The sequence below is a fragment of the Kitasatospora sp. NPDC086801 genome (genome assembly GCF_044745805.1).
Taxonomy (GTDB): Bacteria; Actinomycetota; Actinomycetes; order Streptomycetales; family Streptomycetaceae; genus Kitasatospora.
In genome coordinates this window covers 191,978-207,904 of sequence record NZ_JBIVAX010000003.1, presented here as the reverse complement: position 1 = coordinate 207,904, position 15,927 = coordinate 191,978, and the positions used below count along the sequence as shown (strand labels likewise).

12 protein-coding genes are annotated in these 15,927 nt (G+C 72.4%); 7 read left to right on the top strand and 5 right to left on the bottom strand.

The annotated features are described in order from the left end of the window. Positions 1-111: 111 nt before the first annotated feature. The gene (locus ACIPLC_RS06070; protein ID WP_400471507.1) at positions 112-1,812 is read left to right on the top strand and encodes a methylmalonyl-CoA mutase; all 1,701 of its coding nucleotides are present in this window, start codon (positions 112-114) and stop codon (positions 1,810-1,812) included. Positions 1,813-1,872: 60 nt separating this feature from the next. On the opposite strand, the gene ACIPLC_RS06065 is transcribed toward ACIPLC_RS06070, so the two are convergent. Further along, positions 1,873-2,433, bottom strand: a complete 561-nt coding sequence (locus tag ACIPLC_RS06065) for a TetR/AcrR family transcriptional regulator (RefSeq protein ID WP_400471787.1) — start codon at positions 2,431-2,433, stop codon at positions 1,873-1,875. A 494-nt stretch (positions 2,434-2,927) separates the two neighbouring features. On the opposite strand from ACIPLC_RS06065, the gene ACIPLC_RS06060 reads away from it, so the two are divergent. The 4 genes from ACIPLC_RS06060 (at position 2,928) to ACIPLC_RS06045 (ending at position 7,669) form a co-directional block, all read left to right on the top strand. Then, positions 2,928-3,920: a tetratricopeptide repeat protein gene (locus ACIPLC_RS06060; protein WP_400471505.1), complete on the top strand. Its 993-nt coding sequence runs from the start codon at positions 2,928-2,930 to the stop codon at positions 3,918-3,920. 753 nt (positions 3,921-4,673) lie between these two features. Further along, positions 4,674-5,345, top strand: a complete 672-nt coding sequence (locus ACIPLC_RS06055; RefSeq protein WP_400471503.1) for a DUF6230 family protein — start codon at positions 4,674-4,676, stop codon at positions 5,343-5,345. Positions 5,346-5,477: 132 nt separating this feature from the next. Continuing rightward, positions 5,478-6,161, top strand: coding sequence for a DUF6114 domain-containing protein (locus tag ACIPLC_RS06050; RefSeq protein ID WP_400471501.1), 684 nt, complete (start codon positions 5,478-5,480; stop codon positions 6,159-6,161). Next, positions 6,158-7,669 (top strand): hypothetical protein, encoded by a 1,512-nt coding sequence (locus tag ACIPLC_RS06045; RefSeq protein WP_400471499.1) that lies wholly within the window; start codon positions 6,158-6,160, stop codon positions 7,667-7,669. The genes ACIPLC_RS06050 and ACIPLC_RS06045 overlap by 4 nt, the downstream gene beginning before the upstream one ends. A 101-nt stretch (positions 7,670-7,770) precedes the next feature. Here ACIPLC_RS06045 and pyk read toward each other — a convergent pair whose 3' ends face one another. The 3 genes from pyk to pta all read right to left on the bottom strand — a co-directional run bounded on the left by pyk (position 7,771) and on the right by pta (position 12,636). Further along, a complete protein-coding gene (gene pyk / locus ACIPLC_RS06040) occupies positions 7,771-9,198 on the bottom strand; it encodes a pyruvate kinase (protein ID WP_400471497.1) in 1,428 nt (475 codons plus the stop codon). A 94-nt stretch (positions 9,199-9,292) separates the two neighbouring features. Further along, the gene (locus ACIPLC_RS06035) at positions 9,293-10,507 is read right to left on the bottom strand and encodes an acetate kinase (protein ID WP_400471495.1); all 1,215 of its coding nucleotides are present in this window, start codon (positions 10,505-10,507) and stop codon (positions 9,293-9,295) included. After that, entirely contained in the window at positions 10,504-12,636 is a 2,133-nt protein-coding gene (pta, locus tag ACIPLC_RS06030) for a phosphate acetyltransferase (protein ID WP_400471493.1), read from the bottom strand. The genes ACIPLC_RS06035 and pta overlap by 4 nt, the downstream gene beginning before the upstream one ends. A gap of 178 nt (positions 12,637-12,814) precedes the next feature. Here pta and ACIPLC_RS06025 point away from each other — a divergent pair, with 178 nt between their 5' ends. Then, positions 12,815-13,096 (top strand): type II toxin-antitoxin system Phd/YefM family antitoxin, encoded by a 282-nt coding sequence (locus ACIPLC_RS06025; RefSeq protein WP_400471491.1) that lies wholly within the window; start codon positions 12,815-12,817, stop codon positions 13,094-13,096. Continuing rightward, positions 13,093-13,497 carry a type II toxin-antitoxin system VapC family toxin gene (locus tag ACIPLC_RS06020; RefSeq protein WP_400471490.1) on the top strand — a complete coding sequence of 135 codons (405 nt, stop codon included), beginning with the start codon at positions 13,093-13,095 and terminating at the stop codon, positions 13,495-13,497. Before ACIPLC_RS06025 ends, ACIPLC_RS06020 begins: the two co-directional genes overlap by 4 nt. Positions 13,498-13,529: 32 nt before the next feature. Here ACIPLC_RS06020 and glgB read toward each other — a convergent pair whose 3' ends face one another. Beyond that, on the bottom strand, positions 13,530-15,920 hold the full coding sequence (gene glgB, locus ACIPLC_RS06015; protein WP_400471488.1) for a 1,4-alpha-glucan branching enzyme: 2,391 nt from the start codon (positions 15,918-15,920) through the stop codon (positions 13,530-13,532). Positions 15,921-15,927 lie beyond the last annotated feature (7 nt).

The window sequence follows — 15,927 nt, the reverse complement described above, 5'->3', positions numbered from 1 at the left end:
GACCCCGGTTTCCATCGACAGCTACTAGGACGTCCGAGTAAATTGGTAGGACGTCCTAATAGCTGTGCCGCCCCGGTGCCGTGGCGGCCGTACGGAGCGGAGTTCGGGGCCATGGACGCCGAGGAGATCGAGCGCGGACGGCAGCGCTGGCAGCAGCGGTACGACAGCGCCCGCAAGCGGGACGCGGACTTCACCACCCTGTCCGGCGACGAGGTCGAGCCGATGTACGGGCCCGCCCCCGGGCAGGCCGTCGAGGGCTTCGAGCGGATCGGCTGGCCGGGCGAGTACCCGTTCACCCGCGGGCTGCACCCCACCGGCTACCGGGGCCGCACCTGGACCATCCGCCAGTTCGCCGGCTTCGGCAACGCGCAGCAGACCAACGAGCGCTACCGGATGATCCTGGAGGCGGGCGGCGGCGGCCTCTCGGTCGCCTTCGACATGCCCACCCTGATGGGCTACGACTCCGACGACGCCAAGTCGCTCGGTGAGGTGGGCCACTGCGGCGTCGCCATCGACTCGGCCGCCGACATGGAGGTGCTGTTCAACGGCATCCCGCTCGGCGAGGTCACCACCTCGATGACGATCAGCGGCCCGGCCGTCCCGATCTTCTGCATGTACCTGGTCGCCGCCGAGCGCCAGGGCGTCGACCCGGCGGTGCTCAACGGCACCCTGCAGACGGACATCTTCAAGGAGTACATCGCCCAGAAGGAGTGGCTCTTCGCCCCCGAGCCGCACCTGCGGCTGATCGGCGACCTGATGGCGTACTGCGCCCAGGGCATCCCCGCGTACAAGCCGCTGTCCGTCTCCGGCTACCACATCCGCGAGGCCGGGGCGACGGCCGCGCAGGAACTCGCGTACACCCTCGCCGACGGCTTCGCCTACGTCGAGCTGGGCCTGTCCCGGGGCCTGGACGTGGACGTCTTCGCGCCCGGCCTGTCCTTCTTCTTCGACGCGCACCTGGACTTCTTCGAGGAGATCGCCAAGTTCCGTGCCGCGCGCCGGATCTGGGCCCGCTGGATGCGCGACCGCTTCGGCGCCAAGACCGACAAGGCGCAGTGGCTGCGCTTCCACACCCAGACCGCCGGCGTCTCGCTGACCGCGCAGCAGCCGTACAACAACGTGGTCCGCACCGCCGTGGAGGCGCTGTCCGCGGTGCTCGGCGGCACCAACTCGCTGCACACCAACGCCCTGGACGAGACCCTGGCGCTGCCCTCCGAGCAGGCCGCCGAGATCGCCCTGCGCACCCAGCAGGTGCTGATGGAGGAGACCGGCGTCGCCAACGTGGCCGACCCGCTGGGGGGCTCCTGGTACGTCGAGGCGCTCACCGACCGGATCGAGCAGCAGGCCGAGGCGATCTTCCAGCGGATCCTGGACAAGAGCGGTCTGGACAAGGGCAGCGAGGACCACGGGATCGGCCCGATCACCACCGGCATCCTGCGCGGGATCGAGGAGGGCTGGTTCACCGGAGAGATCGCCGAGGCGGCCTTCCAGTACCAGCAGTCGGTGGAGAAGGGCGACAAGCGCGTGGTCGGCGTCAACTGCCACCCGCGCAGTGTCACCCCCGAACTGGAGATCCTGCGGGTCAGCCACGAGGTCGAACGCGAGCAGGTGCGGGTGCTGCGCGAGCGCAAGGAGGCCCGGGACGAGGCGGCGGTGCGGGCCGGGCTGGACGCCATGCTGGCGGCCGCGCGCTCGGGCGAGTCGATGATCCCGCCGATGCTGGACGCGGTGCGCGCCGAGGCGACCCTGGGCGAGATCTGCAACGCGCTGCGCGAGGAGTGGGGGACGTACCAGGAGAACGCGATGTTCTAGCCGCGGTACCTCGGGAGCCGCCCCGTCCGGAGCTTCGTGCGGGGCGGCTCCGTCGTGCCCTCAGTCGGTCGGCAGGCTGGGGAAGGGGCCGAGCAGCAGATCGGTGAAGCGGCGGGTCCAGTCGGCGGTGACCGGCTCGCCGCTGACCAGGACGCGGTGTTCGACCGTCCCGGCGATGGTGTCGAAGATGATGTCGATCTCCTCGCCGGCCGTCCCCGGGTCGGCGTCCGGGGCGAGTTCGCCGCGCGCCTGGGCGGCCGCCCGGCCCTGCCGGACCAGCCGCTTCTGCGGGTCGACGATGGCCTCCCGGATCCGGCGCCGCAGGTGCGGGTCGCGGGTGCCCTCGGCGAACAGTGCGAGCAGTGCGGCCTGGGTCTCGGGGCGGGCCAGCAGGTCGGCGAACTGGGCGACCACCGCCTCGATGTCGGCCCGCAGGGTGCCGAGGTCGGGCATCACCAGGTCGTCGAAGAGGGTGGCGACGGCGTCCACCACGAGTTCGTTCTTGGACGGCCAGCGGCGGTAGAGGGTGGTCTTGGCGACCTTGGCGCGGGCCGCGACGTGGCCCATGGTCAGCCCGCCCCAGCCGAGTTCGGCGAGGGCCTCGCGGGTGGCGTCGAGGATGGCGCGGTCGGCGGCGGCGCTGCGCGGGCGCCCCTTGGCCCTGGTCGTGGCACCCGCCGCGGGGGCGGGGTCGTCCGCGGCCTCCGGGTCCGTGACGTCCGGGTTCGCGGGGGGCTGGGGGGCCGGCAACCGGGCCTCCTTGCGCTCTACTGGTGAGTAACATGGGTGGGGCTGGTAACGGTAGCGGCTGTTCGCCCGTTCGGGCAGCCGGGCCGCCTCGGAAAGTGGGGCAGGTCACGTCCCGGAACCGCCGGTGGGGCTTGCGGCCGGGGCCCCGGCTCCAGTTACGCTACGACTCGTAGCGAAAGCAGTGACAACCAGGCGCCGCACCCGTGGGACGGGGCGGCGCGGGTGCGGGTGGGGATCCGCGCCGAACGGTTCAGGCTACCGGGGGATGGCCGCCGCGCCGGGGAACCCGCGTCATGCGGCCCGCGCGGGGCGACTTTCCCGAAGTTGGTTGCAAGCAGGCGGCGCGGACGGGGGAGGATGGTGTCATGCAGCCACGGAATTCGCGTCTCAACAGCTCCGCCCTGCGCGGTGCGGTCGACCTCGCCGCAGTGAAGGCAGCCGGCGAGGCTGCCCAGAAGGCCGAGCAGGCCCGGGTCGAGCGGGCCCGTCAGGCGGCCGCCGCCGAAGCGGCCGGAGTCGCACCCGCCCAGTCCGCCTACGCGCTCGTCATCGACGTCACCGAGGACACCTTCGAGACCGAGGTCGTCCAGCGCTCCACCGAGGTGCCGGTCGTCATCGACTTCTGGGCCGAGTGGTGCGGCCCCTGCAAGCAGCTCAGCCCGATCCTGGAGGGCCTGGCCGAGGAGTACGCCGGCCGGTTCGTGCTCGCCAAGATCGACGTGGACGCCAACCCGCTGATCTCCCAGCAGTTCGGCATCCAGGGCATCCCGGCCGTGATGGCCGTGGTGGCCGGCCAGTTGGTGCCGCTGTTCCAGGGCGCCGAGAGCGCGGCCAACGTCCGCAAGGTGCTGGACCAGCTGATCCTGGTCGCCGAGCAGCGCTTCGGCGTGGTCGGCGGCGCCGGTGCCCCGGGCGAGGCACCGGACGAGGCCCCGCAGCGACCGGAGGACCCGGCCCTGGCCGCCGCGCACGACGCGCTGGACAGCGGCGACCTGGGCGGCGCCGTCCAGGCCTACCGGAACGTGCTGGCCGACCAGCCGGGCAACACCGAGGCCAAGCTGGGCCTCGCCCAGGCCGAACTGCTGCAGCGGATCGAGGGCGTGGACCCGCAGGCCGTCCGCGCGGCGGCCGCGGCCGACCCGAAGGACGTCGCGGCCCAGCTGCGGGCGGCCGACCTGGACCTGGTGGGCGGTCACGTCGAGGACGCCTTCGGCCGGCTGGTGGACACCGTCGGCCGGACGGCGGGCGAGGACCGGGACGCCGCCCGGCTGCGCCTGCTGGAGTTGTTCGAGGTGATCGGCCCGGAGGACCCGCGGGTCACCGCGGCCCGTACGGCGCTGGCGCGCGTGCTGTTCTGACGCTGTTTCCGGGCCGGGCCGGGCAGGTCTCGGACGGGTCCTGGACGGGTCCTGGGCAGGTCTCGGACACGTCTTGGCACGTCGGATGACCTGCGGTGTCGCCGGGTGATTTGGCGACAATACGGCCAACCGGACAGAGGTTTACCAAATCTTGACAACACCCGTGGACAGTCACACTTGGTGACTGTCCACGGGTGTTTCGTTGGTGTTTCCGGCGGATTTCTTCGTCACGTTTCCTTCAAGACGTCACGCACGGTGCATGTCACGCCGGTTCCATGATCAACGCCGCCGGGTGTTGCATTACCCGTCAGTAAGGAACCTCTTGTGCTTCGCCCGGGATTCGAGCACGATCGGCGACGCCCGGTCCCTGACCCCACGCCCTCCGACAGCGGTCGGCCACGTGGAGCGAGGGATCCCCACCGGGTGGTCCGCCGGCCCCGGCCGGCGGTAGGGAGGGCAGGGGGGTATCCGCGGTCCCACGGCGGTTCCTGTCCTTCGACCGGCCGCGCGGCCCTGCGCGGTCGCTGGTTGTCGCTCGGGGGTGATCGCCGATGTCGTCGGTCCTGCCCGCCGCCCCGCAAGGGCGGCCGGTGAAGGGACGGGAGTGCCGCTGTACGCCGGCCGCTCCCGCGTCCGACGACGCCCAAGGCGCTCTCCGCTACCGAGGACGTAGCTCTCTCCCATCCCAGTCCCCCACCGGCGCGGGCGCGCCGCCGGGGAGCCGGAGATGTACGTCCTAGAAGGAGGACTCGCATGTCCCAGACCTACGGCAAGACCCGCTGGAAGCGCTTCGCCCTGGTGATGGTGCCGAGCGTCGCGGCCACCGCGATGGTCGGCGTCTCGATCGCCAACAGTGCGCTCGCCGCCTCGTTCAGCATCTCCGGTCAGCAGTTCAAGGTGAGCACTCCGCACCTGGAGGGCAAGAACTTCTCGCAGTTCGGCACCGTCGACATCGAGGCCAACGGCACGCCGCACCCGGTCGCCGTCTCGGCCTTCGACTCGGCCGACATCACCAACCTGTGCCAGTCCGTGGTGACCGACCTGTCCGCGTTCGGCCTCGGCAAGATCACCCTCCAGCTGAACGCGGGTGGCCCGGGCAGCAAGCCGGTACACGCCGACAACCTGCTCATCGACCTGGAGCAGCTGAAGGCCGACGCGACCTTCAAGAACATCAACATCGGCCAGGACGCCTCCACCCTCCCGGGCACGGCGACCCAGGGCTGGACTCCGCACGCCGGGGTCACCAAGGCGGGCGGGGGCAAGGGCCTGCCGACCGGCCCCACGGGCTTCGCCCAGGCCGCCGAGGGAGCCACGCTGGACAACGTCCAGCAGACCGCGCGCGCCACCTCGGCCGGCAACTTCGTGCTCAGTGGACTGAACCTGTCGCTCAAGCACGGCGACGGTCCGGGCAACGAGTGCTTCTGAGCCCGGCCTGACGGTGCGCCGGCCGGCGCACCCGAATGACGGGTCCTCGTAGGCCGGGGGCGGCGGGCGACCGCCGTTCCCGGCCTTACCCCCATTGTCTTTCCCCTCGTAGAGACGTCGAGGAGTCGCACCATGTCCAGCGCAACGGTCGAAACCGGGACCGGCCACCAGAATCCGATCGGGTGGCTCTGGCGGCACTTCCGCGTGTTCCGCCGCACCAGGCCCTTCTGGGGCGGCCTGCTGGCCATGATCGCCGGCGTCCCGATCCTGTACTTCCCCTACGCGCACCTGTCGCTCGGGGGCCTGACCATCGCGATGTCCACCACGGCGGGCGCCGGGTCGATGATCATCGGAGTGCTGATGATCATCCTCGGTCTGACCGGCTGGTTCCAGCCCGCCGTCCGGGTCTTCGCGGGGATCGCGACCATCCTGCTGACGCTGGTCTCCATCCCGGTCTCCAACCTGGCGGGCTTCGGCCTGGCCCTGCTGCCGGGCCTGATCGGCGGCGGGCTGATGGTCTCCTGGGCGCCGCTGCCGGAGCCGAAGGCCGGTGCGGCGGAGTCCGGGAAGTCCCGCAGGTCCCGCCGGGCGGCCGAGGTCGGTACCGCTGAGGCCGACGTGGCCGGGAACGCGGTCGCGGAGAACGCGGTAGCCAAGAGCGTCGCGACGGAGAGCGCCGAGGTGGCCGAGGCCGCCGAGGCGCCCACTGCCGAGCTGCCCGCCCAGGGCGAGCCGCAGCAGTCGGCCACCGGGCCCGCCGCCGAGGGCACCGTCCCGCGGCAGGCCGCCACCGGGGACCCCGAGGAGGCGCGGTGACCGGGCCGGCGGAGCAACCGGACGGCGCCGCCGTCCCCGTGCAGCAGCGCGCCGGTCGGCACGCGGCGCCGCGCACACCCGTCCGGGCCCGGCTGAGAGGCCGCGCGCTGGCGATGGCCGCGGTGCCGACCGCGCTGCTGATGGCCGCCGCGTACACCCCGAACCCGGCCGTCGCCGAGTCGGGCAAGGCCTGTGGCACCGCGCCCGCCACCGTGCCGGACGTCGCGCCGCTGGAGACGCCCGTCCCCAAGAGCGAGCTGCCCGAGCCGCCGCCCGGCCCGTCCACCGTGCCCCCGACAGCGCCCTCGACGGGGCCGAGCGCGATCCCCACCCAGACGCCGACCACCGCGCCCACCCAGCAGCCCTCCGCGCCGGCCGGTACGCCGAGCGGCACCGGGACACCGACCGCCACCCCGACCGGCACGGCCACCACGCCGCCGGCCGCCCGCTCCGCCGCGGCCGGCGGTTCGGGCAGCGTGAGCGCGGTTCACCAGGGCGGCTCCGGCGGCGCAGGCACAGGCGCTGGCACGGCCAGCCGGGCCGGGCTGATCGACGACATCCTGGGCGGCGTCAACCACCTGCTGAACCCGGGTAGTTCACCGAGCCCGACGCCGAGCGCGAAGCCGGTCGACACCCCCGCGCCGGTCACCACCCAGGCCCCCGCGCCGGCCCCGCGCGCCGGGACGCCAGCCCAGCCGCAGGCCCCGGCGACCGGGGCCCCGGCCGACGCGCAGCCCGGCACCCCGCCGCCCGCCGCCGGCACCGGCGACCAGGCCCCAGCGGGCGACCAGGCCTCGCCCGCCCCGACGGCGTCCGCGACCGGTGGCGCGGCCGACGGCACCGCCGGGAAGCCGAGCGGCAAGGCGAGCGGCAAGGCGAGCGGCAAGGCGAGCCCGAAGACGACCCCCTCCACGCCGTCAGAGACCGCCACTGACACCCCGTCCTCCTCGCCGAGCGCCAACCCCAACTGTGCGGTGGACACCCGCGGCCTGACCGCCGGCGCGCCCGCCACCGGGGACGTCGTCCCGGAGCAGAACTGGACGCTGCAGACCAGCCGGCTCGGCCTGCACGGCGCCGTCTTCCACGGCGTCTACGACGTGCGGACCCCGACTGGCACCAAGCGGGTGCTGAAGTTCGTGGTGGACAGCGTGGACATCGAGAACCTCGACATGTCGACGTTGCAGGGCAACGGTGTGACCTTCCACGTGCAGGGCGCCCCGGGCTCGACCTCGACCATGCGCAAGGGCCCGGTCACCATGTACGTGGAGCGGCTGTCCGGCCACCTCTCCAAGCTGCTCGGCCTGCCGATCCCGATCGACCTGGGCGAGATCACCCTCACCCCGGACACCCTGCCGCGCTGGCTCTACGACCTGATCGGCTCGATCCCGATCCCACTGGACCTGGAGCTGACCGGGGTCACCGCCAAGCAGGCCGGCCAGTTCGGCGGCACGCTGACCATCCCCGGCATGCACCTGTTCAACGACGACGCGCCGTACAGCGACAAGTAGGCGACCGGTAGCCGCGCCCCGGCGGCGACGGCGTCGCAAGAACGCCCGTGGGGCGGCCCTCCACCGGAGGACCGCCCCACGGGCGTCGGTGCCACGGGGTGTTACTCGCCCCGGGTGCCCAGGTGGTGCACCTGGACCATGTTGGTGTTGCCGGGGATGCCGGGGGGCGAGCCGGCGGTGACGATGACGGTCGCGCCCTCGGCGAGCTGGCCCATGCTGAGCAGCTCGCGGTCGACCTGGGCGACCATCTCGTCGGTGGACCCGACCTGCTCGGTGACGTGCGCCTCGACGCCCCAGCTCAGCGAGAGCTGGTTGCGGGTGGCGACGTCCGGGGTGAACGCGATCACCGGGATCGGCGAGCGGTAGCGGGACAGGCGGCGGGCGGTGTCACCGGACTTGGTGAACGCGACCAGCGCCTGGCCGTTCAGGAAGTCGCCCAGCTCGCACGCGGCGCGGGCGATCGAGCCGCCCTGGGTGCGCGGCTTGCGGCCCGGGTTGAGCGGCTGGAGGCCGTGGGAGAGCAGCTCCTCCTCGGCCTTCTCGGCGATCCGGCTCATGGTGCGGACGGTCTCGATCGGGTACTTGCCGACGCTGGACTCGGCGGACAGCATGACCGCGTCGGTGCCGTCCAGGATGGCGTTGGCGACGTCGGAGACCTCGGCGCGGGTGGGGCGCGAGGCGTGGATCATCGACTCCATCATCTGGGTGGCGACGATGACCGGCTTGGCGTTGCGGCGGGCCAGCGTGATCAGCTGCTTCTGGACCAGCGGCACCCGCTCCAGCGGGTACTCGACGGCGAGGTCGCCGCGGGCGACCATGATGGCGTCGAAGGCGAGGACGATCTCCTCCATGGCCTCGACGGCCTGCGGCTTCTCGATCTTGGCGATGACCGGCAGGCGGATGCCGACCTCGTCCATGACCTCGTGGACGTCCTTGATGTCGTCCGCGTTGCGGACGAAGGACAGGGCGACCATGTCGACGCCCAGGCGCAGCGCGAAGCGCAGGTCGTCCTTGTCCTTCTCGGACAGGGCGGGCACGTTCACGGCCGCGCCGGGCAGGTTGATGCCCTTGTTGTTCGAGAGCACGCCGCCCTCGACCACCACGGTCTTCACCCGCGGGCCGTCGACGCTGACGACCTCCAGGGCGATGACGCCGTCGTTGATCAGGATCGGGTCGCCGGGCTTGACGTCGCCGGGCAGGCCCTTGTAGGTGGTGCCGCAGATGTGCTGGTCACCGGGGACGTCCTCGGTGGTGATGGTGAACTCGTCGCCGTTGTCGACGGTCACCGGGCCGTTGGCGAAGGTCGCCAGACGGATCTTGGGACCCTGGAGGTCGGCCAGGACGCCGATGGCCTTGCCGGTGTCCTCCGAGACCTGGCGGACCTTGCGGTACCGCTCCTCGTGGTCCGCGTGGTTGCCGTGGCTCATGTTCAGTCGGGCGACGTTCATGCCCGCCTCGACGATGGCCTTCAGCTGTTCGTAGGAGTCCGTCGCCGGACCCAGGGTGCAGACAATTTTCGCTCGGCGCATATGGATCAGTCTATCCGTTCGTGTTATAGGTGCATTCGGCACGAATCGTGAGGAATCGCCGACGAAGGATTCCGAGGGGCGAGACGGACGCCGGTCAGTCCCCGGACCGCCGGTGCACCAGGGCGAAGGCCTGTCGGGCGATCTCCAGTTCCTCGTCGGTGGGGACCACGGCGACCGTCACCCGGGCGTACTCGGGCGAGATGATCCGGGCCTCGCCGGAGCGCACCGAGTTCAGCTCGGGGTCGACCGCGATGCCCAGTTCCTCCAGCCCGGCGGTGGCCGCCGCGCGCACCGGCGCCGCGTTCTCCCCGACGCCCGCGGTGAACGCGATCGCGTCCACCCGGCCGAGCACCGCGTAGTAGCCGCCGATGTACTTGCGCAGCCGGTGGATGTACGCGTCGAAGGCGAGCCTCGCGTCCGCGTCCCCGGCCTCGGCCCGGCGCATGATCTCGCGCATGTCGTTGTCGCCGCACAGGCCGCGCAGACCGCTGCGGCGGTTGAGCAGGTCGTCGATCTCGTCGATCGACAGCCCGCCCACCCGGTGCAGGTGGAACACCACACCGGCGTCGATGTCGCCCGAGCGGGTGCCCATGACCAGGCCCTCCAGCGGGGTCAGGCCCATCGAGGTGTCCAGGCAGCGGCCGCCGGCGACCGCCGAGGCGGAGGCGCCGTTGCCCAGGTGCAGCACGATCACGTTGACCTCGGCCGGGTCCTTGCCGAGCAGCCGGGCGGTGGCCCGCGAGACGTACTGGTGCGAGGTGCCGTGGAAGCCGTAGCGGCGCACCCGGTGCTCGTCGGCCACGGCCTTGTCGATCGCGTACCGGGCCGAGAACTCGGGCATCGAGGCGTGGAAGGCGGTGTCGAAGACGGCCACCTGGGGGAGGTCCGGGCGCAGCGCGCGGGCCACCTCGATGCCGGTGATGTTGGCCGGGTTGTGCAGCGGGGCGACCGGGATCAGCCGGCGGATCTCCTTGAGCACGTCGTCGGTGACCACGGTCGGCTCGGTGAAGCGCTTGCCGCCGTGCACCACCCGGTGGCCGATCGCGGCCAGCTCGGGGGAGTCCAGTCCGAGGCCGTCGGCGGCCAGCTCCTCGGCGACGGCCTTCAGGGCGGCGGAGTGGTCCGGGAAGAGCTGCGGCAGCTCGCGCGGCCCGCCCGAGGGCGGGGTGTGCACCAGCCGCCCGCCGGGCTCGCCGATCCGCTCCACCAGCCCGGAGGCGAGCCGGGCGCCGTCCAGCATGTCGATCAGCTGGTACTTCACCGACGAGGAGCCGGCGTTCAGGACGAGGACGCGCGTTCCTTCGCTCATGCCTGCTGCTCCTTGTCGTCCTGGGCCTGGATGGCGGTGATCGCGACGGTGTTGACGATGTCCTGGACCAGCGCGCCGCGCGAGAGGTCGTTGACGGGCTTGCGCAGGCCCTGGAGGACGGGGCCGACCGCCACCGCGCCCGCCGAGCGCTGGACCGCCTTGTAGGTGTTGTTGCCGGTGTTGAGGTCCGGGAAGATCAGCACGGTCGCCCGGCCCGCCACCGCGGAGCCCGGCAGCTTGGTGGCCGCGACGTGGGCGTCCACCGCCGCGTCGTACTGGATCGGGCCCTCGACCAGGATGTCCGGTCGCAGCTCGCGGACCAGCTCGGTGGCCTTGCGGACCTTGTCGACGTCCGCGCCGGACCCGGAGGTGCCGGTCGAGTACGAGAGCATCGCGACCCGCGGCTCCACCCCGAACTGGGCGGCGGTGGCGGCGGACTGGATCGCGATGTCGGCCAGCTGCTGGGCGTCCGGGTCGGGGTTGACCGCGCAGTCGCCGTACACCAGCACCTTGTCGGCCAGGCACATGAAGAAGACGCTCGACACGATGGCCGCGCCCGGCGAGGTCTTGATCACCTCGAAGGCGGGCCGGATGGTTGCCGCGGTGGAGTGCGCCGCGCCGGAGACCATGCCGTCCGCGATGCCCTCCTGGACCATCAGGGTGCCGAAGTACGAGACGTCGGTGACCACGTCCAGCGCCAGCTCGACGGTCACCCCCTTGTGGGCGCGCAGCCGGGCGTACAGCTCGGCGAACTGGCGGCGCAGCGGGCTGGTGGTCGGGTCGACGATCCGGACCTGGGCGCGGTCGGCGCCCGACTGCTCCTGCGGGAGGTCGATGCCGAGGCTCGCGGCCTTGCGGCGCACCGCGTCGGCCTCGCCGAGCAGGGTGAGGTCGCAGATGTTGCGGCGCAGCAGGATCTCGGCCGCGCGCAGCACCCGCTCCTCGGTGCCCTCCGGCAGGACGACGTGCCGCCGGTTCGCCCGGGCCCGCTCCAGCAGCTCGTGCTCGAACATCATCGGGGTGACGCGTTCGGATCGGCCGACCTCGATCAGGTTGGTCAACTCGGCCGTGTCGACGTGCAGTTCGAACAGTCCGAGGGCGATCTCGGCCTTCCGCGGGCTGGCCGCGGTGAGCTTGCCCTCCAGGTGGGTGAGGGTCGCGGCGGTCGGCCAGCTGCCCTCCGGGACGACCGCGACCGGGGTGCCGGGGGCGAGCCGGGCGGCCAGCGCCAGCACGTTCGGGCCGGGGTGCTGGCCGAGCGTCAGCAGCACGCCGGCGATCGGCGGGGCGCCGGCGGCGTGCGCGGCCAGCGAGCCGATCACCAGGTCGGCGCGGTCCCCGGGGGTGACGACCAGGGCGCCCTCGGTCAGGGCGTCCAGGAAGGTGGGCAGCATGGCGCCGCCGAAGACGAAGCCGCGGACGTCCCGGGCCAGGCCGGCGGCGTCCCCGAGCAGGACCTCGGCGCCGGTCGTCTCGACCAGCTGGGCGACGGTCGGCGCGGCCAGCGCCGGCTCCTCCGGGATGACGTAGGCCGGGATCGGCAGCTTCTCGGTGAGCTTGCGCTGGATCCGCTGCTTGGCGCCCGGGGCGACCCGGTTGGCGATCATCGCCAGGGTCTCGCAGCCCAGGTCGGTGAACGCCCGGTGGGCGTTGCGGACCTCGGCGACCACGGCCTCCGGGTCCTCGGCGTGCCCGCCGACCACCGGCAGCACGGCGGCGCCGAACTCGTTGGCCAGCCGGGCGTTGAAGGCCAGCTCGTCCGGGATGTTGGTGTCGGCGAAGTCGGTGCCGAGCACCAGCACCGCCTGGCAGCGCCGCTCCAGCGCGCGGAAGCGGTCGACCAGGGCGGAGACCAGCTCGTCCTGCCCCCGGGCGGCCTGCAGCGCGGCGGCCTCCTCGTAGCTGAGCCCGTACAGCTCGGAACTCGGCAGGTCGATCCGGTAGCGGCCGCGCAGCAGTTCCACCACGTGGTCCGAGCCCGGCTCTCCGCCGGGCGCGTGCGCGTGCACCAGCGGCCGGAACACCCCGACCCGGTCCACCTGGCGGGTGAGCAGTTCCATGACCCCGAGTTCGACCGCCTGCCGGCCGTCCCCCCGGTCGATACCGGTCACGTACACGCTGCGCGCCACGTGGGTGTCTCCGTCCCGTCGTCTCGGAATATGGCCATATCGACCATACCTTCGCACTGCGAACGGGCGTCCGCGAGCAGAGCGGCCACGTCGGGGCAAGGGCTGAACGTCCTGGGCTCGGGGTTTGCGCTGTCACCCGCCCTTGATGTACCTACATGACGTAGTTACATTGGAGGGCATGGAGACCATGGGACTGCGTGAGCTGAACCAGAACCCGTCCAAGGCGGTCGCGCGGGTCCGGGCCGGCGAGACGATCGTCGTCACCGACCGCGGGCGGCCCGTGCTGAGACTGGTGCCGGAGGAGCCCCCGGCGACGACCCTCGAGCGCATGATCGCGGCCGGCGAGGTCACCCCTCCCGCCGAGGAGGGCATGCCCGAGCTGGCCCTCGACCTGTTGCCGGACATCGGCAGCCTCTCGGACGTCCTGGTGGAAGACCGTGAACGGGAGCGGGAGCGTTGATCTATCTCGACTCCTGTGCGCTGCTGAAGTTCATCAAGCCGGAGCCGGAGACGGCCGCACTGCGGGCGTGGCGGCAGGCGCTGCCCACCGGGACGGAGCTGATCACCAGCGCGCTGGCCCGGCTGGAGATCACCCGCACCCTGCTCCGGGCGGGCTTGGCCCACCAGCAGGTCCCCTACTACGTGGACCAGGCGCTCCGGGGCAGCTACCAGGTCGACCTCAGCAGCGCGGTGCTCGCCCGGGCGCTCTCCTACCGCACTCCGCGCCTCGGCTCGCTGGACGCGTTGCACCTGGCCAGCGCGGACCCGTTCCGCACGGAGCTGACCGAGTTCATCACCTACGACCGCGAGCTGGGCAGGGCCGCGGAGGACCTCGGCTTCCCGGTGTCGGCACCGAGCTGAGCGCCTGCCCGGCCGGGCAGGCGCTCAGGCCCTCAGCGGGCCGGGCGGAGCCAGAGGGTGGCGAGCGGGGGGAGGACGAGTTCGGCGGAGCGGGGCTGGTCGTGCCAGGGGGTCGGTTCGGCCTTGATCGGGTGGGAGTTGCCGATGCCGCCGCCGCCGTAGGCCTCGGCGTCGGTGTTGAGCAGTTCCTCCCACAGCTGGTCGCGGCCGTCCAGGTCGGGCAGGCCGACCCGGTGGCCGTGCCGGACGACCGGGGAGAAGTTGCAGACCGCGACCAGCGGCGAGCCGTCGGCCGCGTACCGGACGAAGGAGAGCAGGTTGTCCTCGGCGGCGCCGCCGTCGAGCCAGCGGAAGCCGTCCGGGGTGGTGTCCCGTTCCCAGAGGGCGGGGGTGTCCAGGTAGTGCCGGTTGAGGTCGCGGACCAGCCGGCGGACGCCGTGGTGGTCCCGGTGGGCGGGCCACTGCTCGTCGAGCACCCACCACTGCGGGCCCTGCTCGTGGTCCCATTCCGCGCCCTGGGCGAACTCCTGCCCCATGAAGAGCAGTTGCTTGCCCGGGTGGGACCACATGAAGCCCAGGTAGGCGCGGTGGTTGGCGCGCTGCTGCCACCAGTCGCCGGGCATCTTGGAGACCAGCGCCTGCTTGCCGTGCACCACCTCGTCGTGCGAGATCGGCAGGACGTAGTTCTCCGAGTAGGCGTACACCATCGAGAAGGTGATCTCGTTGTGGTGGTACTTGCGGTGCACCGGCTCCTTGGACATGTAGACCAGCGAGTCGTGCATCCAGCCCATGTTCCACTTGAGCCCGAAGCCGAGGCCGCCGGCGTCGGTGGGGCGGGTGACGCCGTCCCAGGCGGTGGACTCCTCGGCGATGGTGACCACGCCGGGGCAGCGCCGGTAGACGGTGGCGTTCATCTCCTGGAGGAACGCGGCCGCGTCCAGGTTCTCCCGGCCGCCGTGCTGGTTGGGTGTCCAGGCGCCGCCCTCGCGGGAGTAGTCGAGGTAGAGCATCGAGGCGACGGCGTCCACCCGCAGGCCGTCGATGTGGAACTCCTCGCACCAGTAGACCGCGTTGGCGACGAGGAAGTTGCGCACCTCCGTGCGGCCGTAGTCGAACTCCAGGGTCCCCCAGTCGGGGTGCTCGGCGCGCAGCGGGTCGGCGGGCTCGTACAGCGGCTCGCCGTCGAAGCGGGCGAGTGCGAAGGCGTCCTTGGGGAAGTGGGCGGGCACCCAGTCGACGATCACGCCGATGCCGTGCCGGTGCAGGGTGTCGACCAGGTGGCGGAAGTCGTCCGGGCCGCCGAGCCGGGCGGTGGGGGCGTAGTAGCCGGACACCTGGTAGCCCCAGGAGCCGCCGAAGGGGTGCTCCATCACCGGCATGAGCTCCACGTGGGTGAAGTTCAACTCCTTGAGGTAGCGCGGCAGTTCTTCGGCGATGGCGCGGTAGTCGGTGAGGTCGGGCCGCCAGGAGGCCAGGTGCAGCTCGTAGACGGACATCGGTGCCCGGTGGTGCGCGGTGCGGGCCCGGCGGGCCATCCACTCGCCGTCCTGCCAGCGGTAGTCGGAGGAGGTGACCACCGAGGCGGTGGCGGGCGGGCACTGGGCGGCCCGGGCGAGCGGGTCGGCCTTGTCGAGCACCCAGCCCTGCCGGGTGTGGATCTCGTACTTGTACGCGGCGCCCTCGGCGAGGCCCGGGACGAAGAGTTCCCAGATCCCGGACGAGCCGAGCGAGCGCATCGGGTGCCCGGTGCCGTCCCAGTGGTTGAAGTCGCCGATCAGCCGGACGCCGACGGCGTTCGGTGCCCAGACCGCGAAGGCGGTGCCGGCGACGCCGTCGACGGTGCGCACGTGCGAGCCGAGGGCCTGCCAGAGCTGCTCGTGCCGGCCCTCGGAGATCAGGTGCAGGTCGAGTTCGCCGAGGGTGGGCGGGGAGCGGTAGCCGTCGTGCTGGACCAGCGGCTCGCCGCCGGGGTAGGTCACCAGCAGCCGGTAGTCCGGGACGTCGGCGCCGGCCACCAGTCCGGTGAACAACCCGCCCTGCTGGTGGGTGAGTTCGGCCGGGCCCTGGGTGGTCTCGACGACCACCCGCTCGGCGAGCGGGCGCAGTACCCGGATCGCGGTGCCGCCGTGCACCGGGTGCGCCCCGAGCAGGGCGTGCGGGTCGTGGTGCTGCCCGCCGACCAGCCGGTCCACCTCGGACGGCGGCAGCGGCGCCTCGGGCAGGCGCAGCGAGGCCGTGGGTGGGGCCGTGGGCGGGGCCGTGGGTGGGGCCGCGACCGGTGCGGACTCCTCGGCCGGCCCGGGTTCGTCGGCCGGCACGGACTCCTCGGCCGGGACGGGCTCGGGCCGGGATGAGTCCGGGCCGGCCAGGAAGGTGGCCGGGACGGGGCGGGTGGTGCGGCCTGGCGGGTCGAGCGGCGTCACGGCTGGG

What these genes read in the sequence shown, in the direction of transcription:
- ACIPLC_RS06070 (WP_400471507.1), top strand. Translation starts at nt 112, where the DNA reads ATGGACGCCGAGGAGATCGAGCGCGGACGGCAGCGCTGGCAGCAGCGG.
- ACIPLC_RS06060 (WP_400471505.1), top strand. Translation starts at nt 2,928, where the DNA reads ATGCAGCCACGGAATTCGCGTCTCAACAGCTCCGCCCTGCGCGGTGCG.
- ACIPLC_RS06055 (WP_400471503.1), top strand. Translation starts at nt 4,674, where the DNA reads ATGTCCCAGACCTACGGCAAGACCCGCTGGAAGCGCTTCGCCCTGGTG.
- ACIPLC_RS06050 (WP_400471501.1), top strand. Translation starts at nt 5,478, where the DNA reads ATGTCCAGCGCAACGGTCGAAACCGGGACCGGCCACCAGAATCCGATC.
- pyk (WP_400471497.1), bottom strand. Translation starts at nt 9,198, where the DNA reads ATGCGCCGAGCGAAAATTGTCTGCACCCTGGGTCCGGCGACGGACTCC.
- ACIPLC_RS06035 (WP_400471495.1), bottom strand. Translation starts at nt 10,507, where the DNA reads ATGAGCGAAGGAACGCGCGTCCTCGTCCTGAACGCCGGCTCCTCGTCG.
- ACIPLC_RS06025 (WP_400471491.1), top strand. Translation starts at nt 12,815, where the DNA reads ATGGAGACCATGGGACTGCGTGAGCTGAACCAGAACCCGTCCAAGGCG.